Below are 23202 nucleotides of genomic sequence, written 5' to 3' on the forward strand. Positions count from 1 at the left end.
TTAACTGCAGCTTTGTTATTTGAATTTTGTTTACAGGGATCAAATGAAAGTTATGTGGACTCGTGACGCAAATGCAGTTATTTTTCCAGTATAGGGAAATTAAATTCAGTTAGGTATGCAAACTGTAACCGCAGACCATATTAACATGCGCTATACTGCCGGGAAAACAATCACGGAAGCCCTGAAAGACATTTCCTTTTCGGTAGAAAAAGGAGAGCTATTTGGTATCATTGGGCCCGATGGAGCCGGAAAAACAACCTTATTCAGGATCCTCACTACCCTGCTGCTGCCCGATAGCGGCAACGCCACTGTTGAAGGGCTGGATATTGTAAAAGACTTTCGTCGTATACGTAACCGGGTAGGTTATATGCCGGGCCGCTTTTCATTGTACCAGGACCTGACGGTGCAGGAAAACCTTGAATTTTTCGCCAGCATTTTCAACACCAGCGTTCAGGACAGCTATTCGCTTATTGAAGACATCTACCGGCAACTGGAACCTTATAAGAAACGCAAAGCCGGAAAATTGTCAGGCGGCATGAAACAAAAGCTGGCCCTTTGCTGTGCGCTCATTCACAAGCCGGCTGTTTTGTTTCTCGATGAACCCACCACCGGTGTAGATGCGGTATCACGAAAAGAATTTTGGGAAATGCTGCACCGGCTGAAGAAGGAAGAAATTACCATTGTTGTTTCCACGGCTTACATGGATGAAGCAAGCCTTTGCGACAGGGTGGCTTTGATGCAAAAGGGCGTACTGTTAAGGGTGGACACTCCCCAGGCGATCATCAACAGTTTTGGTAAACCGCTTTGGGCGGTGAAGGCTGATGACATGTTTCACCTGCTGCAGGTAATAAAGGCCGATGCACGGGTAGAGAGCTGTTTCCCATTCGGACAATACCATCATGTGGTCTTAAAAGGTAACGAAAATGAAAGCATGCTGCGGCAGATCACCGGCAAAGAACCTTTGACCGGCATAGAGATCAGGACCATTGCACCCGGTATAGAAGATTGTTTTATTGCACTTATTAAAGAGTGAAAAAATGCAAAACGAACCAGTAATTACCGTTAGTGAACTAACGAAGCAATTCGGCAGCTTTACAGCAGTTGACCATATTTCATTTGAAGTGAAGAAGGGAGAGATCTTTGGCTTCTTAGGAGCCAACGGCGCCGGGAAAACTACCGCCATACGCATGTTGTGCGGATTATCGTTTCCCACTTCAGGTACAGCCAGGATAGGCGGTTTCGACGTTTACAAACAAAGTGAACTGATCAAGAAACATATCGGCTATATGAGCCAGAAATTTTCGCTTTACGAAGACCTGACCATAAGTGAGAACATCCGTTTTTACGCTGGTATTTACGGCCTGGACGATAAACAGATCATGGAAAAATCACAGCGGCTGTTTGATCAGCTTCATCTTGTCGGCCAGGAGAAAAAAATGGTGCGCTCGCTGCCACTGGGCTGGAAGCAGAAACTGGCGTTTTCCATTGCCATTATTCACGAGCCCGCCATTGCTTTCCTGGATGAACCGACCGGTGGTGTGGACCCTGTGGCAAGAAGAGACTTCTGGGCGCTGATCTATGAAGCCTCGGCTAGAGTATTACAGTATTCATAACCACCCATTACATGGAGGAAGCGGAGTATTGCAACCGGGTAAGCATTATGGTAGATGGCCGCATCGAAGCTCTCGACAGCCCGGCCAGTCTTATGAAACAATTTGGCGCCACTTCTATGGATGGCGTGTTTTTGCAACTGGCCCGAAAAGCAAAAAGAGTTGAGTGAAAGATAAAACAGATGGCATGAAACAGTTTGTCATATTTGTCAAAAAAGAAGCGTTACACATCCTGCGCGATCCGCGTACACTCGTAATTCTGATAGGCATGCCGGTAATGCAGATCATCCTGTATGGCTTTGCGCTTACCAATGAAGTAAAAAATGCAAAAATCGCCATTTACGACCAGTCGAAAGATGAAGCCACCAGGGTAATCAGCGATGAAATTGCCGCCAGCCGGTATTTTGACCTGGTGAAAAATGTGTATGCCTATGCTGAAATTGAACGCACCTTCCGCCAGGGAAAGATCAGGCTGGCGGTGGTCTTTCCGCAACATTTTCGCACCGACCTGCTACACACCAATGAAGCCCAGGTACAACTGATTGCCGATGCATCGGACCCCAACACCGCCAACCTGCTTACGAATTATGCAACCGCCATTATCAACGACTATCAGCAAACAATAAACAACCAGCAACAACTTTCATATACAATTAAAACGCAGGTAAGAATGCTGTATAACCCCGAGTTAAAAGGTGCTTATAATTTTGTGCCGGGTGTAATGGCGCTGGTATTGATGCTGGTGTGCGCCATGATGACCTCTATGGCCATTGTGCGGGAAAAAGAAATGGGCAATATGGAAGTATTGCTTGTATCGCCACTGAAACCGTTCTTCATGGTGTTGGCCAAAACCGTTCCGTATTTCCTTGTGTCTGCCATCAATATAGGCAGCATCCTCCTGTTATGCGTATATGTATTGAACGTGCCCATTAGGGGCAGCCTTAGTTTGCTGATCACCGAAAGCCTGTTATTTACTATTACTTCACTTTCCGTAGGTATTCTTATCTCAAACCATGCACGCACCCAGCAAACGGCTATGTTCACATCGATGATGAGCCTGTTTTTACCGACGCTTTTATTCAGCGGCTTTTTGTTTCCCATCGAGAACATGCCCTACCCGCTTCAACTGATCTCCAACCTGGTGCCAGCCAAATGGTTCTTCATCATTGTAAAAGAAGTGATGATAAAAGGTATGGGATTCGATGCGGTGTGGAAACAAACGCTGATCCTGCTTATAATGACAGTTGTTTTACTGGGCATCAGTATAAGAAATTTTAAAATCAGGCTGGCATGAGAACGCTGAGATTTTTGTTGCAGAAGGAATTATTGCAGATCTTTCGGGACCCTTCCATTTTCAGGATCTTATTTGTGATGCCGATGATCCAGCTGCTGATATTGCCGCTGGCTGCCAATTATGAGATCCGCAATATCGATCTTAGTGTAGTAGACCACGATCATAGTGAGGTATCCCGCCGACTCATAAACAAGATCACAGCCTCGGGTTATTTCCGGCTTACTGACTACAGCCCTTCTTATTCACAGGCTTTGCATGCCATAGAATTAGACAAGGCCGACCTGTTGCTGGTGATACCGGCGCAATTTGAACGTACACTGATAAAGGAGAATGAAAACACGCTGCTGGTTTCCACAAACGCCATTAATGGCATCAAAGCCGGCCTGGGCACAGCCTATTTGCAAAGCATTCTGCAGAATTATAATGGCGAGGTACGGCAACAGTGGATGGTTTACCCACGGTTCAATGCCCAACCCGTAATAAATATCCAGTTTTCGAACTGGTATAACCCGCATATGAACTATCGCTATTTTATGGTGCCGGGCATCCTGGTGATGCTGCTTACCATTATCGGTTCATCCTTTGCTGCCAATAATATTGTACGGGAGAAAGAAATAGGCACCATTGAACAGATCAATGTAAGCCCCATAAAAAAATGGCAGTTTATTTTGGGCAAGCTTATTCCCTTTTGGTTGTTAGCGCTGTTGGTTTTAACTATTGGCCTAACCATTGCCCGCCTGGTCTATGGTATTGTTCCTCAGGGCAGTTACTTAACCATTTACCTGTTTGCTTCCATTTACCTGCTGGCTGTCCTGGGACTGGGACTGCTACTCTCCACCTATTCCCAAACCCAGCAGCAGTCTATGCTGGTGTCGTTCTTTATAACAATGATCTTTAACCTGCTCAGCGGTTTGTATACCCCTATTGAAAGCATGCCTTACTGGGCACAGTGGATAGCCCGGTTCAACCCGGTGTCGTATTTTATTGAAGTAATGCGTATGGTAGTGCTTAAGGGAAGCAAACTGGCGGATATCAAAAACCAGATAATGGCATTATTGGGCTTTGCCTTTTTCTTTAACACTTGGGCCATATTCAACTACAGCAAGCGGAGCGGATGATCTCTCCACTGTTTTCATTTTGTTTCGGTCGATAGCAAATCAACAGGTGGAAGGCTTTCGAGTACTGCTTTGGCACTGCGCACATTCATATTGATGCTGTCCTGTATTGTTTTTCCATCTCTTAATGTAATAGTTCTTTTGCTGAAGGACGCAATATCCGGCTCGTGCGTTACAAACACAGCGATCTCTGCGCCCATTGTAAATTCACGTTTCATATTTCTTATATCTACAATTACACCGCTCATAAGACTTTTATTATCGAAGAAAAGTATGTATTTATATAGTCGCGGCTCAACGAATCACAGCCTGAATTGATACCCAAGATCTATTACAGCTGCTCCGGCCTTGTTTTTCCCGTCAGCAGCGCTTTTTTGGATGTCAATCAAACCATAATTGCCGCCCGCCTCCAAAAAAATGCTGCCATTGCTGAGTTTATAGCCTATCCCGGCATGACCATTGATACCGGCATTAAAGCGGTGCAGGTCACTGGTTATATTTTCTGTATTATCGAACGACTGAGCTTCCGGACCAAGCGGTTGGGTTTTCCCTTCATCCAGATAAATGAGACTTGAACCTTTTGTAATGTTCTTTGCGCTTAAGAGATAACTGACAAACGGCCCTGCTGCTAAATAAGCATCCCATTTTTTACTGGACATAAAATGATATTTTGCCAGCACCGGCAACATAAGGTAGTTCAATCTTGCTTCGCTTTTGTAATCTGCATAAAGATAGGTTGGCGCCTGTCCGGGTGGGAACTGTTGCGAGAGGTTATCCGGTGTCGAAAATGTCTGAATTCCATCCTTTTTACCGCCTTGCGAAGAGTATTCCAACTGAGGCTGAATGGAAAATCGATCTCCCATACGATATTCAATATGCACGGCAGCATGTACATCCAATCTTGAGTTATATCCACTGCTAATGGAGTTGTTTGAACTGCCTGTTGTTAAATTCGGAATGCTAAGCCCCGCTTTAAAACCGATATCTGCCTTTTTTTGCGCAAAGGAAACCTTTACACATAAAGTAATAAGCATTAATGAAATATACCTTTTCATTTTTATGAGAATTATGATTTCACAAAGATTTGTGAAAATTACAACCACGTGACGCCTGAAAAAAATGACTACAAACAATTATGGACATGATATCTGTGAATAGATTTTTCATAACCTGAATAAAACCAAATAACTGAATATGAATGGAGCTGAACCCAATAAAGAATCAAACCGGTCGAGCATACCGCCATGGCCCGGCAGGATGGTTCCCGAATCTTTCAGATTAAGGGTTCGCTTCATAAGCGATTTAATCAGATCGCCATAAGTACCAATAACGATTATAATAAAAGCTATAACCACCCAACCGGTGATGTCTATTTTTGTAAATAGGTGTGAATTAACATAGGCAACCGTAATTGCACAAACCATTCCGCCTAAACTGCCCTCCCAGGTCTTTTTAGGTGAAATGCGCTCAAATAAATGATGCCTGCCAAAAAGCTTTCCAATAAAATAAGCGCCGGAATCTCCTGCCCACAATAAGAAAAAATAACCAAGGATAATTTCGTGATTATATACCCTCGATGAGATCGGCCAACATGCAATACAAATAAAAAAGCAGAGAGGAATGGTAACACAAAGAATACCTAAAAATAAAAAGGCAAGATGGTAGAAGGGAACTTCAGCCTTCAGGTATAGTTCAATAACAAAGATGCTGAAAACAACTGGTATATTGATCAATAGAATTTTCCAGTCACACAAACCATTTATCACTATTGTAAGTGTAATTACTATACATAATGACAATAAAGCACCGGACAATTTCCGCCCCACATGAAATAAGCGATAAAACTCCATTAAAGCCAATATGTTAATAATAAGCGTTAATAAAATGAAGCTATATACACTTACCTTAACTGCAGTAATAATAGTTGCAACCAATATGAAGCCGGTGATCGACCGTTGCGTTAAGTTATTCATGGCTTTTATCCTTCAGATTTTTTTCATGATCTAATTAGGCGGTTGCGGCGATTTTGGTTATTCAATATTTCCAGTCTCAGGCTGTTCATTTTTTCGCATTATGAAATTACCCCGAAGGATATAAGATCAATGCATGATAAATTGCATGTGTTTTGGGTTATCATCACTCGCAATGAAGCCACCGGCGCCAGCCTTGATTGCCACCGATACAGAGATGATGTAAACTGTTCAGACCTTTTCGATCTTTACTGCGGTAATTTTGTACTCAGGTGTTTGCACATAATTGTCCCTGGCCGGATTTGTTATTTTATTCAGGAAAACCTGGTCATTATTAAATGTACTGAATACTTCTCCTTTCCTTAGATCCGCATCTATGTACACCGGCAAAGTTGTTTCGCCATATTTACTGATAACCCGCACACTGTCCCCTGCTTTTAACCCAATTATACTGGCATCTATGGGATTCAAATGCAGCTGATCTGACTGGCAGATCTCCTTATTGGCGGTGCGGTAAGTCATGGTACCCGCATTAAAATGGTACAACTCCCTGCCTGTTATCAATATAAACGGATATGATATAGCGGCCTGTTCAGGTGTTGGTTTAAATTCAATGGCCGATAATTTTGCTTTACCTCCTTCACGCGGAAAAGTTTCGGTATGAAGGATGGGTGTTCCGGGATGGGAAGTGGCGGAACAGGGCCATTGTATTCCACCCTTTTCAAGCCGCTCATACGTTATTCCATAAACCTGGCTCCAAATTGCTCTAATTTCATTCCAGATATCTTCAGCGGTGGAATAGCTGAGATATTCACTCTTTCCCATGGCAGCGGCCATATTACAAACAATTTCCCAATCGGGCTTTACACCCGGTGGCGGTGGAATTACTTTTCTCACTTTCTGAATTCTCCTTTCGGCATTCATGAACGTGCCCTCCCGCTCAAACGAAGATGCGCATGGCAGAAAAACATCCGCAAATTGTTCAGCCGTTTCGTTCATAAACATGTCCTGTACAATTACCAATTCAAGTTTATCAAAAGCCTGCTTTGTATGATTGGCGTCAGGCATAGTAAAAAAAACATCATACCCGGTGATCCACATTGCGTGTAACCTGCCTGCCACTGCAGCATCCAGCATCTCAGGCAGGTTTAATCCTTTACCTTCGGGTAGCGCAGTATTCCAAAAAACTTCAAATCTTTGCCGCTCATTTTTCACAGATGCCATACCCGTAAATACCGAAGGATCACAACCCATGGCAGCCGCTCCCTGAACATTATTTTGTCCGCGTAAAGGATTTATGCCTGTTCCCGGTTTGCCTATATTACCGGTAAGTAAGGCAAGGTTTACCAATGCGATCACATTTTCGGTACCCTGGGTATGTTCTGTTAACCCAAGCCCATGAAAACATATGCCAGGTGATCGCTTAGCAAATAACCGGGCAGCGTCCCTTATAAGCCGGGGTTGAATGCGACAGATCTTTGCGGCCCGTTCGGGCGTCCACTCCCGGATAAATTCTTTAAATAGTTCCCAGCCTTCTGTTCTGTTTACAATGAATGTTTCGTCATAGAGCTTTTCGGTTACGATAACATTCGCCATTGCATTGAACAGTGGAATATTGGTGCCGGGTTTTAATTGCAAATGGCAGGTTGCATAGGTTGCCAGTTCGGTTTTCCGGGGATCAATTACAATAAGTTTCGCACCTTTTAAAACCGCCTGTTTTATCCGGGCTCCTATTACCGGGTGACTCTCTGTTGTATTAGCTCCTGCCACCAGGATCGTTGCTGCTTTTTCTATATCATCATAGGAATTGGTAGCGGCGCCTGTACCCAGCACCATGGTCATGGCTTTGGCGGTTGGCTGGTGACAAACCCTGGCGCAGTTATCAACGTTATTGGTGCCGATAACAGTTCTTGCAAATTTCTGGATACAATAATTATCTTCATTGGTTGCCCTGGCAGACCCGATCATACCTATGCTGTCGGGGCCGTGTTCGCTTACCATCGAAATTAGTTTTTGCGCACAATAATCAATTGCTTGTTTCCAGGTCACGTTTTCCCAATGGTGTTGCCGCCGTATCATCGGTTGCGTTATCCTGTCGTTTGCATACACATATTCCCAGGCGTACCGGCCTTTTACACATAAATGACCTTTATTCACCGGGGCATTCTGCATCGGATGTATTCCAACAATTTTGTCATCTTTTACTCCAACATCTATTTCACACCCCACGCCACAATATGCACAAACAGATCGCACTGTTTTCTCAGGTATACCCAACGCTATGGCCTGTTTGTCTTCAATGGCACCGGTTGGACAGGAATCGGCGCAGGCGCCACAACTTACACATGTACTTTCCGCAAAAAGACCATTTGAATCGGAAGTGATCCTGGTTTCATCCCCACGACTGATAACATGCCACACAAACTGTCCCTGTAATGAATTACAGATCCGTACACAACGGAAACAATTAATACAACGCGACATATCTACCTGTATATATGGATGCGACTCGTCGACTGCAGAAGATGTCGCTATTTGCATTCCCTGCGTTAATCCATAATGAAGTAACCAACGGTGAAATTCCTTTTGCGGGTATTTCATTACTTCATTCAAAGGGTAATCCTTTGCCAACATTTGCATTAAACCTTTGCGGTATCCTTCAATTTCAGGCGAATGTGTTTCTATTATCATATTAGGTAAAAGCATGGTACGGCAGGAAGGTTGCAACCGGTTGTTGCCGCTGACTTTCACCAGGCATAACCGGCAAACCGAGGCAGGATGCAGACGTTGGTCGTGGCAGAGTGTGGGAATGTCAATATTAATTTGCTTAAGCAGGTCCAGAATTGTTTGCCCCTCTTCAAAATAATATGCTTTTCTATTTATTGTAACCTGGTTCACCTGATTCCGGTAGTTGAAACCTAATATATTACAAAAAAACACTGCTGAAAATGATCCCGGTCATAAAGACGCCTGATACCTGGTTTGCCATTGATCATTTTGCCGGGGATCATACAGGGCATTGACATTTATCATTTAAAAAGCCTGTAATAACTGGTAGCTTTAAAAAAAAGCAGATCATGAAAACGATTCTTGTTGCCACTGATTTTTCCGATGCGTCACACAACGCCTTCCTATATGCCGCACAATTAGCCAAATCGTTCAATGCTGGAATAATATTGTTCAATGCTTATGAACCGGCGCCGGTACCGGTTTCGGAGATCCCCATCCCCATTCTTACGTATGAAGAAATGGAAACACGCACTCAACAACTGATGGAAAATGAAAAACAGTTACCAGGCATTGATAACCAGATAGCTGTTGAAACCTTTTACAAACCGGGAAAGGTCACCGCAAACATTTTACAGGCTGTTAAAGAAAAAAAAGCTGATCTTATCATTACCGGAATGAAAAGAACTACCGCCGTCAGCCGGCTTTTCGGAAGTACCGTGACTGCACTGGCAAAAAAACTGCCGGTTCCCATGCTTGTAATACCGGAAGAAACCCCGTTTAAAGAACTATCGGCCATCGCCCTTGCTGTTGAAACGGATGCAGCCCCCGATAGCGACCCACATTTGCTGGATGTTTTACGAGAGATGGGAGAAAGATTTCATGCGAAGCTTTACCTGGTTAAAGCGGTCAACAACAGGTTCCAGGAATCATATGAAGTGCTGAACCGACCGGTTAAAATAAACAAAATGGTACGAACGATGGACCCCGCATTTGAATTCGTCGAAGGAAAGGATATACCCCAGGCACTGAATGGCTTTATTTCATCATACAATGTTAATTTGTTGGCATTATTGCCCCATCAACATGCTTTGTGGTCCAGGTGGTTTTATAATAGCATAACCCGTGCTATGATCTTTGAAAGCCACATTCCTTTGCTGATCATTCCCGAACAGCATAAGAATTCCATTAGCGTTGACCACGACCAACACTATTAGACATGCATCCAATCATTTATGAGCAACTGAACACGGTTGAAGCATTAGGAGCAGCAACGACAATAGCTTCCGATAAAACCGGGATCTAATTATCGTTGTTTTGGTAAGGGATTTTGAAATTTATGACAATGGTTATTCTTGTAACAGGACTACCCGGTTGCGGAAAGAGTTACTTTGCTGAAAAGCTTGCAACAGCCATTAGGGCAGATTATATCAATAGCGACAGGGTTCGAAAAACCATGTTCCCCATAAGAACCTATTCAACAAAAGAGAAGCTGTCGGTGTATGATGAAATGCTAAAAAAAATGCAGCAGGCTATGCAGGAAAAAAAAGATATAGTGTTGGATGCCACTTTTTACAGCGACGACATCAGGAAAAAATTCAGCGGGGAAGCCGGAAACAGCGTTTCTGTTATTGAAGTGCAGGCAGACGAAACGCTTATAAAGGAACGCCTGCAACAAAAAAGAACGGATAGCGAGGCCGACTTTAAAGTATACCACCTTATAAAAACCCAGTGGGAGCCTATAAGTGATAAACACCTGATATTACAGTCAAACAATAAGAACATAAAAGAGATGCTGCAAACGGCGTTTAATTATTTGCATTTGAAAAATGACGAAAGAACAAATTAATAAGTTACTTACAGCCGGACAATTTCCTGAGCCATGCAATCCTGTGCTTGTTGAAACGCATATTTCCTGGGTTGTAATTGGCGATCACTATGTATATAAAATAAAAAAGCCGGTGCACTATTCCTTTCTTGACTTTTCTACGCTTGAAAAACGAAAATTCTATTGTGAAAGGGAAATAGCTTTGAATAAAAGACTCACAGAAGATCTATACCTCGGTGTACAACCGGTTAGGCTACTTTCGGGCGGCTACATTATTGGCGGGGAAAAAGGCGAAATAGTTGATTTTTCGGTTGAAATGAGAAAAATCGACAATGATCTCCAGATGGATGTAATGCTTCCTAAAAATAGCGTAACCAAAGATGATATTCGTCGGCTGGCGGAAAAAATTGCCAGCTTCCATAAACATACCACCATCATGTATGATAAAGATCTTTTTGATATTCAAAAAAAATTCAACGACCTGGGATCTGAAAAACCTATTTTGATTGAATCCATTAACAGAAGCATGGGGGCCGTCATTGACCGGGCCATTAAAGTTTCTAATGAATTTACCCACAAAAATATTTCACTACTAACAAACAGGTTGAACAACGGCTATGTAAGAGATTGCCATGGAGACCTGCATACCCGAAACATCTTTTTGTTTCCCAATCCCCAACCTTTCGATTGTATCGAGTTTAATGATGACTACAGGCAGATTGATGTACTGAACGAAATTGCTTTTTTATGCATGGACCTGGATGCTGCAGGAAGACAAGACCTCTCGGATCTATTTGTAAAATTTTACAATGATCTTTTTCCTGCTATGCGAACGGCAGAAGAATACCAGCTCTTTGTTTATTACAAAAGCTACCGGGCCAATATAAGGGCCAAGGTTAACAGCCTTCGCGCTCGAAGCGCTGGTAATGAAACTGAAAAAACCGACTGGTTGCGGCAAAGTGAAGGGTATCTCAAACTAATGGAGCAATATATTAACTTATTGAACAGTGAGTAAGAGGCCCCTAAAAAGCAATAAAGAATGGATTGATCAATTGAGGTTTATTATAAATTAATTCCGATTTTAGATCTGCCTGATATATGCCTCTGTTTGAAGCGGGGCGTATCTCTCTCCATCACATCTATCTGCTACATTAATATTTAAATTTGACACGTATAAGATGCTGATCGATCAATCAGGTAAAACAGGTATGTATTTTGATGAAAAGGTCAGCCAATGCTCGGCTCTGCATTAGCTGGTGCAGCAACATATTCTGCATAGGTATTTCCGGCACCACGAAAATTAATCAAGCCAAACACAAGATCCCCTTGCTTAAAATCCTTGACATCCGCACCTGCCCAAAGCTGGGGAGTGTTTATTGGGGCCTAATTGATCCTTCAGCTGGTCTTGCACATAATAAAACAGGGATTCCGAAACAATCCGCTGATGAAGGCCCGGCACATGGCGGACGGGTTCGTCCTAACTCCTATTTCATTCCAGTGGATTTTACGAAGTCTAATGTTTCGTAGCCATGACTGCCATCAAGTCGAAGGAAATAGAGACCTTCCCCTAACCGATGTATATCCATTGTCAACAAGTTCTCTCCCGGCGCCACCGACCAGATTCGTGTGAGTTGCCTGCTGCCGGAGGCGCTGAATAGAGAGACGATCACCGACTCACTTGCCGACGCATGGAATTGCAGTCTCAATTCTCCGCCGACCACAGGATTGGAATGTATCTTCAGCCTCTTTGAAGCCGATATCTTGACCGACCGGATCATACTGTAGTTTTCAGCCCCGTCTTTTAGCACTGCCCGTAACCTGTAGAAATAAGTGCCCTCGCCACGCTCGGACACCACATACGACATTCCTGCCAACGGCATTACGGTTGTAAGGGGTAGCTGCGCGATTGGGATAAAAGTCGCGCCATCGGTGGAATGATACACATTGAAATAATCGATGGGAAGATCAGGCGCCGTATTCCAATGAAGGGTTACACTGCTGCCCGCCCCCGAAGCCGTGAACCCCTGCCACCTGTCGGCAAGAACAAGCATCGTCGAGGGAACGGTTATCAGGGTAAAAACCACTCCGTTGGCCAGTGCACTGGTGCCGGAGAAAGAGATGAGGCTGCCGCTGATACCGGACGCCGGCACATAGGTTTGGGCGCCTGTTGTAAAATTTCCATCCCCATCGTTGTCGATAAGGAGGTAATAATTTGCCGCCACCGAGGCGCCGGACAGCGTCAGCCCAGTCATGTCGAAGCTGAGATTGACGGATGAAACAGCTCCGGTTGTCTGCGCTTTCCAGGTGCGCACCAATCGCTTGGAGCCGATGGCCGCCGCCGGGCCTATGGCTGCCGTGATCGTTTCCTCCGTCAGCACCGCGGAGTCCGTACCAACCATCAGGAATTGACCATTTGTCAGTGCGGACGAAGTCTTCAGTACAAGGTTGCCCAACCCGCTTTGTCCTGTCCCGTCGCCGCTGCCCGAGTTGACGCTATTGGAACTGGTTTGTACCAGCCCCGATCCATTATCTGTTCCAATGCCGAAAATGTTATGCTGGTATGCAGCCAGGCCTGTCCAGAAAACGGTGCCCGCCGAAGAGGTATAGCTAATGGGAGAGGTTGCATTCCCAAGCGTAATGCCATACTTAAAGGCTAAGTAGGATTCTACTTTATTTTGAAGCGAAGCCGAATTGGCCGCACTGTAGACGACGATCTCGGCGATGTCCCCATTCATCTTGGAGTCTGAGGAGGATCGGTCGGCAATCTGGGGAATATCGGTCATTGTGGTGGTAAAATACCCCCCTCTGATATTGCCTGTACGGGCATCCAGTCCATTCATGTTTAACACGTTGCCGGTGCCGCTGGCCGTCAGGACGACAGGAACGGTTGAGGCCGGCGGGGTTGCCGATTCATAACCCGCGAAGAGGCCGGCGTCGATCGACCCGAAACCGGTATACAACTGGCCACCGGAGGCCGACCTGAAAAAATACCGGGCACTTATCAAATTGAGCCCGCTATTATTGATAGGGGAAAAGAAGGTACCCCGCTCATTCGTCACGGGCCCGGTCCAACTACCGACTGCCGAGACGTCCGACATCGTAATCGACGTATTTCCCAGCAGGCGATAACCGTTTGTTCCTGATCCGGTAAAACGAACCACCGGGTTGAAATTAAGTCCGTTGAGAACGACTACGGGCGCCGTTAACCCCGTGCCCGTGGACGTCAGGGAAAAGCTGTTGTTGCCCGCCATGTCCGTCCATCCTGTAAGGGTGCCCCCCGAAGATGGGGAAGCTCCACTACCGGCTTTTATCCATAAGGTCAGGTTTGAAGCTACCCCGCCGGGACTCTGACAAAAAACCGTCCGTCCCCTACATTGCAGCAATACTACCATCAGGCAGAAAATCTTTTTCATAGCCGATTTCAGGGATTGCTGCGACTGCGCGCTTACAGTGCATTTGACAATGCATTTTTGTAAAACGGATTTCATCAGGTAACGGGTTTTGTTATAGGTATCGAAAGATGTGCAAAAATGGGCAGGTCGAAGAAATTATATCTTAGTATTAATTGTATAAGGATTATTCGTTAATTGTAAATATCCAGACCACCCCTTGTATAATAATCGCCAAAACACGTTTCCGTTAGCATTCTTGGAACTGCTTCTGCAAATTCACCTGGTAAATCTTTCAATGTGAAAAGGGTGTATGAAAACTCCGATACACCCTTTTTTTTCGAGTACTTATTCTGTAATTTTTAAAATATGCTTTTATAACTAATTGGCAACCATTCGTAGGAGTTATTAACAAATTTCAAATGACCAATACCGGGGAATGAAAGATGCGGTGCAGCAATCCAATAACCTTTTTTAACAGCATCTTCAAATGCTTTTTTCCTGGTTATTTTGGCACCGGTGAGATCCACATCGAAATCAATGGTTATGGAGGGGTCGGCAAATTGTACGGTGCCAGCATGCACTACGTCACCCCAAAACACCAATTTTTGCCCTTTACTTTCAAGTATGTAAAAACATTCGCCGGGTGTATGCCCAAAAGAAGGCGCGGAAGTGATTCCGGGAAACAGTTGAGTGCCAGGTTCAAAGATTTTAATTTTTCCTGACTTTTGATATGGTGCTACAGAAGCCTGTGCGCCATCGAAAAACGGCTGTGCCCTTTTGTTAGACGTTTGTCTATTAGTATCATTCAGCCAAAAATCTGCTTCGGGTTTGCTAATGTACACCGTAGCATTTGGAAATACCATTTTGCCATTGTCTACCAATCCCCCTACATGATCTGCATGTAAATGTGTGGGTAACACGATATCAATATCCTCAGGCCTAATGCCTGCAACCAGCAGATTTTGCTTTACCTTACCAAGTGTTGAACCCATGAAGCTACCGCTTCCTGCATCAATTAATATCAGCTTGTTGTTTGCCCTTACCAAAAAAGCAGTGATGGATGTTTCTACAATACTATCGAGGAAACTGTGATGCAGCAAATCATCCAATTCACCAGGCTTTGCATCATGTAATAAAGTATGCAGGTTTAAAGGAATAGTGCCGTCTGATAATGCTATTACATCGAAATCGCCCAGCTGCATCCTGTAGATGCCAGGCTGTTCGGGCAGTGATGAAATAATCTTTTGTGCCGAAGTTGATAAAACGCTGTTTATCATGGCACATATCATAAATATCTTCCTGAAAGAAAATGAACTTTGCAACATCATATTTATTTGATTTAATGACACAAAGTTCAGGCATGTGTTAGCCGGAAGAAAGCACAAATCTCACTTTAAAATTGTGACATTTGTGCCGTTATTTTCTATATAAACGGCTTATGGTTTCTCTTGACACACCTAGATAAGAGGCAATCAATGTCTTCGGCACCCGCCTGTATAATTGAGGGTATTGTTCTACAAAGTTTTCAAACCGTTCTTTGGTATTGCCCATGATCATCAACTGTAAACGCTTTTGCAGCGCTACGTAGCCAAGGTTAGTTTTCATGGACACATAATGTTCGTATTTCCAAATCTCGCGGCCAAGCTTTATCCTGTTTTCATAAGTCAATGCCAGCAGCTCACAATCTTCCAGGCATTCCACCGTTGTAGTGGCAGGAGTATGTTTGGTGAAAGCTTCCCGTTCGGAAACCCACCAATTTTCAGCGGCAAAACTATAAGTGAACTCTTTACCTGTGTTGGCATCCGTTATATAAGAACGAAGGCATCCTTTCAAAACAAAATACTCGTGCTTTACAAGATCCCCTTCCCTTATAAGCGGACTGTGTTTCTTGTGTTTTAAAAGTGTAAAATGAGTAATGATATATTCAAACTCTTCATCAGTAAGCTTGCAGACCGATTCAATATGTACACGTAATGGATGCGGCATAATAGCGCAAAAATACTCTAAAAGCAACGGCTATTTTATTAATATCAGCATTTATTCGCCCCTGAAATTCTTTGCAGATAAGAATTTCAGGTTTTTTTAGTTTTAATAATCTCCTGTTTTACTTCATGTCATGTAACCCAAAATGCATCCTACTGCACGCTATTCCTTGGATCTGTTTTGATTTCCATCAGGTATTCTTTGGGCGGTTCAACGCCTAATAAGTTTTTTACAAAATAGTCCCAGCGGCGGCGCATCATATATGGCGAGTATGTACCATAGCCATGCGCACTGTTGGGAAAAATAACCAGGTCATAATCTTTATTCGCCTTTTCCAATGCTTCTACTACCAGCATGGTATTGGAAGCAGGTACATTGTCGTCCATTAATCCATGGGCCAGCATCAACTTGCCCTTCAGGTTCTTTGCATACACCTGGTTGGCCTGTTGGGTATAGTTATCCGTACCGCCTGCATTTTTTGTCAGCAACCCAATATAGCGCTCACCCCAGTCGTCTTCATAGTTGCGGTTGTCATGGTTACCGGATTCTGAAATACCCACTTTAAAGAAATCGGGGTAACGGAACATAGCACATGCAGTTGCAAAACCACCGCCTGAATGCCCCCAGATCCCCACCCGCATGGTGTCCATGTAAGCATATCGTTGTGAAAGTTGCCGGATACCGCTTACCTGGTCTGGCAATGTGTTTTCTGACATATTGGGGAAATACAGATCGTGGAAACTTTTTGAACGCAATGGATTGCCGCTGCCTTCAAGCACTACTACAATAAATCCAAGTTCAGCAAGGGATTGGTGATCGCCCCTGGATGCACTGAAGGCCCAACTGCCAACACTTCCACCCTGCGGACCGGGATAAATATAATCTATAACCGGATATTTCTTTTTGGGGTCCAGTTTGGCAGGTGTAAAAAGTAAACCATACAGATCAGTTGTACCATCGTGCGCTTTCACCGTAATAGGAACAGGCGCTTTCCATCCCAAAGCGGCCAATCTTGATACATCTGTTTTCTCCAGTGTAACAATTGTTTTACCTGTTATAGCATGCAACTCTGATACAGCCGGTACATTGGGTTTGGAATAGGTATCAATAAAATAATTTTCTGATGGTGATAAAACAATCTGATGCGTACCTTCCGCTGGCGTGAGCAAGGTTGTTTTCTTTCCATCAAAACCCACTTTATACAACTGGCCAAAGTAAGGGTTCTCCGGCTGTGTACCGCTGGCCATAAAATACAACTCGCGGTTTTTCTCATCTACCTTGATCAAACGTGTCACCAGCCAGTTGCCTTTGGTGATCTGATTTTTCAGCTTTCCGGTGGTGGCATCGTATAAATACAAATGTCCCCAGTTGTCCCTTTCAGAATACCAAATGATCTCGTTGGTCTTTGGTAACCATCTCCAGCAGATGGCGCTTGCGCCCGATTCAAATTGCGTGGTAACTGTTTCCTCAAACACGTTGTGCACCTCACCGGTGCTGGCATTGGCAATGCAGACCTTTTCCTGTTTATGATCCCGGGAAGTGGAAACAAACGCCAGTTGTGAACCATCCGCACTCCAGTCTATATCACTAAGAACGCCGCTGCGGCTGATATCATCACCCAACGAAGACCGGTGCGGGTCTGGCGGCACATTCAATACAATTACTTTGGGTGTATCCACATTAATAACTACCCGTTGTATCATGGGGATCTCTTCATCGCCAGGCAATGGATATTTCCAGGCACGCAACTTAGGGTGCCCCACATTGGTGGTGATCATATACATATCCCCTACTTTGCGCTGGTCCTGTCTGAACGTGGCTATCTTTTTTGAATCGGGTGACCAACGCAGTATAGCCCTGTCACTGCTGGTCCAGCCTGCATTGTCTGTGGCATAACCAAAATCTTTGATCCCGTCTGTTGTCAACTGGGTTTGCTGGCCTGTTTTTACATTCCGCACCCACAAATTATAATCTTTGATGAATGCAGCGCGACTGCCATCGGGCGATAGCGCATCATTACCACTACTGCCTGTCTTATCCGCAGCCGCATCAGTATTTATAGTACTACAGGTATAAGTTTCCAGATCACATTTCCATAGCTTGCCACCCACTCTGAAGAGGATGGCCTTTCCATCAGTAGCATAGCTGAAAATCTGGAAAGGCAGCATTGCAGGCTTATATGATTTTCCGCTGGCCGTGGACAATGCCGCCGCCAGTTTTTGCTGATCAAAAGCGGCTGTGCGGGTACCTTTGTTAGGATCAACAAGGATAAATTCACTGCCCTGGGCTGTAAGCGTCCGATACCAGAACCTGTCATCCTTAATCCAGTTGGGTGTTACGTTGCCATGGTCTATGAATTGTTGGGTATTGTATGCCATAAAGCTTTCCGCATTGGCATAGTCTTTTGCCGACAATACAGTGCCCTGTTGCGCATTGACCGCTAAAAGTGTTATGCTGCCAATGAACATAGATAAAAATCTTTTCATAATATCTACTTAACAGTTAGACGATTGTTTTTTGCAATTTATACTATTGGCAGCAAAACTCCCAATGCTAATGTTATTTACTCACCTCCTCTTACCTTACGCGATATTTTTACTCAATTTTAATTCATCCTTGTCAATTTATGCAATGGCTTTTATTAACTATGTGTCAACCCTTACTCATTATAGTTAATTAAGTTCCTATTATGTTTCATCAATTCTTATAAATAGATCATCCAGGACCAACTTTGGACCATCAGTTCGTAAGTTTAGTGCATATCTGCTTAACTTATGCATATATCTTTAGTAGTTTTCACTATAAATAAGCAACATATGCCCCAATGTTATGCACTTATGTGCCAATGTTATGTAGGGTTGTCCAAAAGTTATACCGGGTTGCTCCAATGTTTATACAGGTTACTCCAAAGTTTAGTCAGGTTGCTCCAATGTTTAGTCGGGTTGCTCCAAAGTTGGTTCGAAATGCCTTATAGTTAGTCCTAAATGCGGCATCTTTAATGAGATATGCCACAAAGTTAGTGAGATGTGCCGAAAAGTTTGATCAAAATGCCGCATTGTGCAAATCAAACATGCAGTGCACGCATCGACGGGAACTTTGGGATTTTTTGATCCACAAATTCAGTGAGCATGCGGGCCGTATATTCATCGCAGGTAAGACCGTCATTTTTTATTTTTTCTTCATCAGTCAAATCATCCATCAGCAACATTGTTTTATCGTTATTCCGCTTTCTTATCACTAAAATATTCATCAGCGGATTATTATTCCACCACAAATACACGTTCCCGGCATCCTGTTTGTATTTACCGGTATAAACAATAAGAACCGGCACCTGTGCTCTGTTAAGCCCGTTCCTTACATAGTTGTTATATATACCAGAGGCGCAATGCATCAATCCCGTACAGGGCCCCAGTATCAACTTAACCTGGCTGGAGCCAAGCAAACAAATGGCCTCCCTCAGGTTAAGGCCTTTCGAAAATATAAATTTTTCCATGTGGATGGCGCCCAGTAACTCTGTATAGAATTTCTCTTTCCCCATATTCATCTCATCGAAATTGAGCACTTTTACATTATCCCGTAGTAAAAGATCTAAAAGCAATTCATAATATACTGGTATGCTTAAGAGTTTATCTCTTTTTGACGCCGAATCCAGGATTATAAAAAGCTGTTCATTTTCCTTTAGCCCTTTTTCCCTTAGCCATGCATCTGCCCATTGCTGTTCTTCTTTGCTAATGTACAATTCTATTGGCGTTCCCATTTTTTCGGAATACAGGCCCAGTTCCCTGTTTAGCGGGAACAAAAAAACAACGCCTTCTTTCGGCTTCAACATAAAATACGACATCGTGAATACACATATCCTGAATGCGCCGCACTGTATTGAGGAACCGTATCTTTGATCTAAGTAGGCCAAAATTGCCTGTTCATTATATGATACGGTAAGAATAAAATCATACTGTTCGAAATCGATCTCCTGCCATTTCATGGCCGTTATTGCATGCAGATGAGGATTGTTTTTTAAAAGGGCGTCAGATAGCATATTGTGACCTGCTGCTGTAAAGTTGATGGTTATTGCGGCGTTCTGCAGAAAGCCCTTCAAATAGGTAAGCTTGTGAAAACGGATCACCCAGTCGCCTATAATATCAAATTCTTCTTCATGCAGTATAAGTACCCGTTTAATACTCGCAACATCCAACATGTTATTGTTATGCAATATCTTATTCAGCGTTTCCTTTTGGCTTTCAATTCTCATGTGCTATTATATTTATTCCGGTTATTTTAATGCAGCAAATCATAGAGCCAGTCCCCCTGTATGCATCCCTCAAGTGTTAGCAATGCCATGCCCTCTGCAGCATACCCGCCTGGAAAACCGTACTCATGGTGCCCGTTATGCAATATGTTATCGTTCTTATTTATTCTTCTTTTATAAAAATCCAGGCACGCTGCAGCATAATTATTAAAAGAATCTTCCTTTAAGACGGTTTGTAATTTTCTACAGGCAATGGCATGGTACAACAGGTCTGCGTTCGTACTGTTGTTCAACAGGAATAATTGATCCACAGCCCCTTCATATTCTTCAAGCAGCCGTATCGCAAACGTTGCAAAACCGGGATCTGTCGTTCTCTCGTATACCTGTAACAGCGACAGTGCCATGCTGAAAGGGTTGCAACCGGTTGTAAATGGCTTAAAACGCGGATTGTTAAAGAGGACCATCTCCAGGCCCCTGAAACTATGCGGTAAAATCATCCTGATCTCTTTCTCTCTAAAGCCCGTAGTAAATATCCTGGATAGTACATCTAATATGCCAATGAAATCTTTGTTATCCAGTTGCGGCATCAGGGTTGGGTCCACAAGGCGGAGCAAGTAAAAGAAATGCAAAACGCATTTCCTGTTGTATTTGGATGAAGGTCCTATAGTTATCAGGGAGTTTTTGCGATAATCCTGCGCAAAATATTTTCCCAGCCCTGACAGCCTGTACAGGTTTTTGTGGATGTTTTCACGCGGGAAATCACGAACGTTGTTATAAATTACCTGTTTCGCCGTTTCAGGCAATTCGGCCATACCTTCGTTTATAAATCCTTTTTTCAATAAGTAATTGAGTCCGGCATCCACACCACTCAGGCCATCATAATAATCTGCCGAAGTAAATTCCCCGATACTGTTCCGGATATCGTCTATAAGTTCGTCCGCCATCGCCGTACAGGCCTCGTTATTATAACTGCAGCCATAATGAAAAAGGAAAATGGCCATGCCCATTTTTCCATTAAGTCCCCTGTCGGTTATGTGAGTGCTGCCGGCAGACATACGGCTAACAATGTTGTGCAGTATGCCGGATATTGTTTCTTCAACAATTAGTTGTTCCATTGTACATTGTATTTTTTAATTCCCATTTTCATGAGTTTATAAAGAATTGCAGCGGTATATTTTTGCATATATGTATCAATCATCTCATTTTTGTCGAGCGACATAGACACCACAAACATCTTTAAAGTCTCTTCTTCGTCAAATAGCCAAACGGGACCGGTCATATGATTTATAGATACGGTGCCACGCTTTGCTCGTTTCAACCATCTTGTAAATGAACGGCATTGGTAATGGTTAATATGCGCCACAGCTGATATGCCATCGTATATATCATTTTCATGCGCTCTGTTATTTGCATCCACCCATCCTTCGGGCGATTTCAGCTCGCAAATGTGTGCATTCGGTATATTTACTATTGCCTGGGATCGTGTTATTGACTTTACATTATAGTGAGGCTCGATCTTTCGCCGTATAAGGGAAGCGGTAACGAGGCCCGGCGGATCATTGTAATAGCCATTATGGCCAAATGCATGCCAACGGAGTGAGATGGAAACTGCGTTGGGAAAACCCGCCAGGAATTCGTTGATGGTATCGTGTTTTCGCAGCTCTATGAATTCATCACCATCTATAAACGTCATCCATTCAAAACCGGCGCCATATTCCGCTACGGCATTCAGATAGGCCTTTGTTTGCCGGTTTCTGCCCGGAAGATCCTCATGCACATAAAACCAGGGGATAACGGTTACATATGCAGCATGCGGTTGTAAAAGTTGCTGTAATGGCAGCTCAGGCGAATCATCGTAGAGAAAAAAATGATCGATGCCTATCATTTTGTGATATACCAGCCATTCATCGAGGAAAGGTTCTTCATCCTTAAGGATGGCTACCAGGCAAATTGGTTTCATTTTATATTAGTATAAAAATTTTAATTACCAATTATTTTTTAATTCCCATTTTCATAAGTTTGTAAAGGATGGCAGCGGAATACTTCTGCATATAGGTGTCTATCTTTTCGTTTTTGTCCGATGCCATAGCCACTACGAACTGCTTTAAACATTGTTCTTCGTCCAGTCGCCAGCGTTCCTTTTGGGGGAATGATTCCATATTGTCGAAAGTTACTTCGCCCCGGTTGGCACGTCGCATCCATCTTTTAAACGATCGGCATTGATAATGGTTAATATGCGCCACTTCCGATATGCCTTCGTATAAATCTTCAAGAACCTTGTTGTTGGTATCTACCCTGCTGCTGTATTTGAGCACGCAAACATGTGCATTCTCTATGCTTGCTATTGCCCCGGGTCTCGTTATGGATTTTACATTCTCGCTGGGCTTTCCTTTTCTCCTGATAAGCGAAGCGGTTATAAGCCCTGGTGGATCGTCGTAAAAGTTGTTATGGCCAAATACATGCCAATGGAGCGTGATGGAAACGGCTTCCGGAAAATCGAGCAGGAACTCATTAATGGTATCGTGCTTTCGTAGCACTATGAACTCATCGCCGTCGATAAAGGTGATCCATTCAAAACCCGAACCGTATTCCTGCAAGGCGTGCGTATAAGCCTTTGTTTGCCGGTTAATGCCCGGGCGCTCCTCATGCATATGATACCATGGAATAACGGTTACGTATGCGGCATGCGGTTGTAACAATTTTTTCAGTGGCAGGTCAGGTGCATCATCGTAGAGAAAAAAATGATTGATGCCAATCATTTTGTGATATACGAGCCATTCATCGAGGAATGGTTCTTCATCCCGGAGGATGGCTGCCAGGCAAATAAATTTCATTTTTTATGATTTTCGACGATGAGTGAAGGTTTGCTTGTTGTTTTAAAAATAGTACTGATTTTACAAAAAAACAGGTAAAAGAGGGATGTAATTTGCCACGCCCTGATAATATATAGTAATACCCGCAGTTTATTTAGTATGACTGCTACCGTGAAATCTATCACCTGTACTTAATTTAATTTTATTTCCTGTACCTGAAAAGG

General features: G+C 43.6%; 20 protein-coding genes. 8 read left to right on the forward strand and 12 right to left on the reverse strand.

Annotated elements, in window-relative coordinates:
* Positions 1–115: 115 nt before the first annotated feature.
* From NIAKO_RS11350 to NIAKO_RS11365, 5 genes are read left to right on the forward strand one after another with little or no spacing between them, the layout of a single operon-like run.
* A complete protein-coding gene (locus NIAKO_RS11350) occupies positions 116–1033 on the forward strand; it encodes an ABC transporter ATP-binding protein (protein WP_014218556.1) in 918 nt (305 codons plus the stop codon).
* Between the two features lie 4 nt (positions 1034–1037).
* A complete protein-coding gene (locus NIAKO_RS11355; protein WP_049815507.1) occupies positions 1038–1613 on the forward strand; it encodes an ABC transporter ATP-binding protein in 576 nt (191 codons plus the stop codon).
* 11 nt (positions 1614–1624) lie between these two features.
* Positions 1625–1780, forward strand: coding sequence for a hypothetical protein (locus NIAKO_RS39310; protein ID WP_242675506.1), 156 nt, complete (start codon positions 1625–1627; stop codon positions 1778–1780).
* 17 nt (positions 1781–1797) lie between these two features.
* The gene (locus NIAKO_RS11360; protein ID WP_014218557.1) at positions 1798–2904 is read left to right on the forward strand and encodes an ABC transporter permease; all 1107 of its coding nucleotides are present in this window, start codon (positions 1798–1800) and stop codon (positions 2902–2904) included.
* On the forward strand, positions 2901–4022 hold the full coding sequence (locus NIAKO_RS11365; RefSeq protein ID WP_014218558.1) for an ABC transporter permease: 1122 nt from the start codon (positions 2901–2903) through the stop codon (positions 4020–4022). Before NIAKO_RS11360 ends, NIAKO_RS11365 begins: the two co-directional genes overlap by 4 nt.
* Positions 4023–4036: 14 nt before the next feature.
* On the opposite strand, the gene NIAKO_RS11370 is transcribed toward NIAKO_RS11365, so the two are convergent.
* From NIAKO_RS11370 to fdhF, 4 genes are all read right to left on the reverse strand, one after another.
* Entirely contained in the window at positions 4037–4267 is a 231-nt protein-coding gene (locus NIAKO_RS11370) for a hypothetical protein (protein ID WP_041346643.1), read from the reverse strand.
* 54 nt (positions 4268–4321) lie between these two features.
* Entirely contained in the window at positions 4322–5074 is a 753-nt protein-coding gene (locus NIAKO_RS11375; protein WP_014218559.1) for a porin family protein, read from the reverse strand.
* 108 nt (positions 5075–5182) lie between these two features.
* Complete coding sequence (locus tag NIAKO_RS11380) at positions 5183–5992, reverse strand: phosphatidate cytidylyltransferase (protein ID WP_014218560.1); 810 nt, start codon at positions 5990–5992, stop codon at positions 5183–5185.
* A gap of 228 nt (positions 5993–6220) precedes the next feature.
* A complete protein-coding gene (gene fdhF, locus NIAKO_RS11385) occupies positions 6221–8887 on the reverse strand; it encodes a formate dehydrogenase subunit alpha (protein ID WP_014218561.1) in 2667 nt (888 codons plus the stop codon).
* 179 nt (positions 8888–9066) lie between these two features.
* Between fdhF and NIAKO_RS11390 the strand changes: the two genes are divergently transcribed.
* The 3 genes from NIAKO_RS11390 to NIAKO_RS11400 all read left to right on the forward strand — a co-directional run bounded on the left by NIAKO_RS11390 (position 9067) and on the right by NIAKO_RS11400 (position 11559).
* Positions 9067–9933, forward strand: coding sequence for a universal stress protein (locus NIAKO_RS11390; protein ID WP_014218562.1), 867 nt, complete (start codon positions 9067–9069; stop codon positions 9931–9933).
* Between the two features lie 128 nt (positions 9934–10061).
* Positions 10062–10565, forward strand: a complete 504-nt coding sequence (locus NIAKO_RS11395) for a P-loop nucleotide/nucleoside kinase family protein (RefSeq protein WP_014218563.1) — start codon at positions 10062–10064, stop codon at positions 10563–10565.
* Entirely contained in the window at positions 10546–11559 is a 1014-nt protein-coding gene (locus NIAKO_RS11400; RefSeq protein ID WP_014218564.1) for a hypothetical protein, read from the forward strand. The genes NIAKO_RS11395 and NIAKO_RS11400 overlap by 20 nt, the downstream gene beginning before the upstream one ends.
* A gap of 469 nt (positions 11560–12028) precedes the next feature.
* Here NIAKO_RS11400 and NIAKO_RS11405 read toward each other — a convergent pair whose 3' ends face one another.
* The 8 genes from NIAKO_RS11405 to NIAKO_RS11440 form a co-directional block, all read right to left on the reverse strand.
* Positions 12029–13957, reverse strand: coding sequence for a DUF8202 domain-containing protein (locus NIAKO_RS11405; RefSeq protein WP_133055338.1), 1929 nt, complete (start codon positions 13955–13957; stop codon positions 12029–12031).
* Between the two features lie 338 nt (positions 13958–14295).
* The gene (locus tag NIAKO_RS11410) at positions 14296–15138 is read right to left on the reverse strand and encodes an MBL fold metallo-hydrolase (protein ID WP_242675505.1); all 843 of its coding nucleotides are present in this window, start codon (positions 15136–15138) and stop codon (positions 14296–14298) included.
* A gap of 214 nt (positions 15139–15352) precedes the next feature.
* Positions 15353–15922, reverse strand: a complete 570-nt coding sequence (locus NIAKO_RS11415; protein WP_014218568.1) for a Crp/Fnr family transcriptional regulator — start codon at positions 15920–15922, stop codon at positions 15353–15355.
* A gap of 149 nt (positions 15923–16071) precedes the next feature.
* Entirely contained in the window at positions 16072–18405 is a 2334-nt protein-coding gene (locus NIAKO_RS11420; RefSeq protein WP_041346648.1) for a S9 family peptidase, read from the reverse strand.
* 578 nt (positions 18406–18983) lie between these two features.
* Positions 18984–20168, reverse strand: a complete 1185-nt coding sequence (locus NIAKO_RS11425; RefSeq protein ID WP_014218570.1) for a glycosyltransferase family 9 protein — start codon at positions 20166–20168, stop codon at positions 18984–18986.
* 26 nt (positions 20169–20194) lie between these two features.
* Positions 20195–21280 (reverse strand): hypothetical protein, encoded by a 1086-nt coding sequence (locus tag NIAKO_RS11430; RefSeq protein WP_014218571.1) that lies wholly within the window; start codon positions 21278–21280, stop codon positions 20195–20197.
* On the reverse strand, positions 21268–22125 hold the full coding sequence (locus NIAKO_RS11435; protein WP_014218572.1) for a glycosyltransferase family 92 protein: 858 nt from the start codon (positions 22123–22125) through the stop codon (positions 21268–21270). The genes NIAKO_RS11430 and NIAKO_RS11435 overlap by 13 nt, the downstream gene beginning before the upstream one ends.
* A gap of 31 nt (positions 22126–22156) precedes the next feature.
* On the reverse strand, positions 22157–22999 hold the full coding sequence (locus tag NIAKO_RS11440) for a glycosyltransferase family 92 protein (protein ID WP_014218573.1): 843 nt from the start codon (positions 22997–22999) through the stop codon (positions 22157–22159).
* Between the last annotated feature and the right edge of the window lie 203 nt (positions 23000–23202).

Source organism: Niastella koreensis GR20-10, from assembly GCF_000246855.1.
Classification (GTDB): domain Bacteria; phylum Bacteroidota; class Bacteroidia; order Chitinophagales; family Chitinophagaceae; genus Niastella; species Niastella koreensis.

What these genes read in the sequence shown, in the direction of transcription:
- NIAKO_RS11350 (WP_014218556.1), top strand. Translation starts at nt 116, where the DNA reads ATGCAAACTGTAACCGCAGACCATATTAACATGCGCTATACTGCCGGG.
- NIAKO_RS11355 (WP_049815507.1), top strand. Translation starts at nt 1,038, where the DNA reads ATGCAAAACGAACCAGTAATTACCGTTAGTGAACTAACGAAGCAATTC.
- NIAKO_RS39310 (WP_242675506.1), top strand. Translation starts at nt 1,625, where the DNA reads ATGGAGGAAGCGGAGTATTGCAACCGGGTAAGCATTATGGTAGATGGC.
- NIAKO_RS11360 (WP_014218557.1), top strand. Translation starts at nt 1,798, where the DNA reads ATGAAACAGTTTGTCATATTTGTCAAAAAAGAAGCGTTACACATCCTG.
- NIAKO_RS11365 (WP_014218558.1), top strand. Translation starts at nt 2,901, where the DNA reads ATGAGAACGCTGAGATTTTTGTTGCAGAAGGAATTATTGCAGATCTTT.
- NIAKO_RS11370 (WP_041346643.1), bottom strand. Translation starts at nt 4,267, where the DNA reads ATGAGCGGTGTAATTGTAGATATAAGAAATATGAAACGTGAATTTACA.
- NIAKO_RS11375 (WP_014218559.1), bottom strand. Translation starts at nt 5,074, where the DNA reads ATGAAAAGGTATATTTCATTAATGCTTATTACTTTATGTGTAAAGGTT.
- NIAKO_RS11380 (WP_014218560.1), bottom strand. Translation starts at nt 5,992, where the DNA reads ATGAATAACTTAACGCAACGGTCGATCACCGGCTTCATATTGGTTGCA.
- NIAKO_RS11390 (WP_014218562.1), top strand. Translation starts at nt 9,067, where the DNA reads ATGAAAACGATTCTTGTTGCCACTGATTTTTCCGATGCGTCACACAAC.
- NIAKO_RS11395 (WP_014218563.1), top strand. Translation starts at nt 10,062, where the DNA reads ATGGTTATTCTTGTAACAGGACTACCCGGTTGCGGAAAGAGTTACTTT.
- NIAKO_RS11400 (WP_014218564.1), top strand. Translation starts at nt 10,546, where the DNA reads ATGACGAAAGAACAAATTAATAAGTTACTTACAGCCGGACAATTTCCT.
- NIAKO_RS11405 (WP_133055338.1), bottom strand. Translation starts at nt 13,957, where the DNA reads ATGAAAAAGATTTTCTGCCTGATGGTAGTATTGCTGCAATGTAGGGGA.
- NIAKO_RS11410 (WP_242675505.1), bottom strand. Translation starts at nt 15,138, where the DNA reads ATGCAGCTGGGCGATTTCGATGTAATAGCATTATCAGACGGCACTATT.
- NIAKO_RS11415 (WP_014218568.1), bottom strand. Translation starts at nt 15,922, where the DNA reads ATGCCGCATCCATTACGTGTACATATTGAATCGGTCTGCAAGCTTACT.
- NIAKO_RS11420 (WP_041346648.1), bottom strand. Translation starts at nt 18,405, where the DNA reads ATGAAAAGATTTTTATCTATGTTCATTGGCAGCATAACACTTTTAGCG.
- NIAKO_RS11425 (WP_014218570.1), bottom strand. Translation starts at nt 20,168, where the DNA reads ATGAGAATTGAAAGCCAAAAGGAAACGCTGAATAAGATATTGCATAAC.
- NIAKO_RS11430 (WP_014218571.1), bottom strand. Translation starts at nt 21,280, where the DNA reads ATGGAACAACTAATTGTTGAAGAAACAATATCCGGCATACTGCACAAC.
- NIAKO_RS11435 (WP_014218572.1), bottom strand. Translation starts at nt 22,125, where the DNA reads ATGAAACCAATTTGCCTGGTAGCCATCCTTAAGGATGAAGAACCTTTC.
- NIAKO_RS11440 (WP_014218573.1), bottom strand. Translation starts at nt 22,999, where the DNA reads ATGAAATTTATTTGCCTGGCAGCCATCCTCCGGGATGAAGAACCATTC.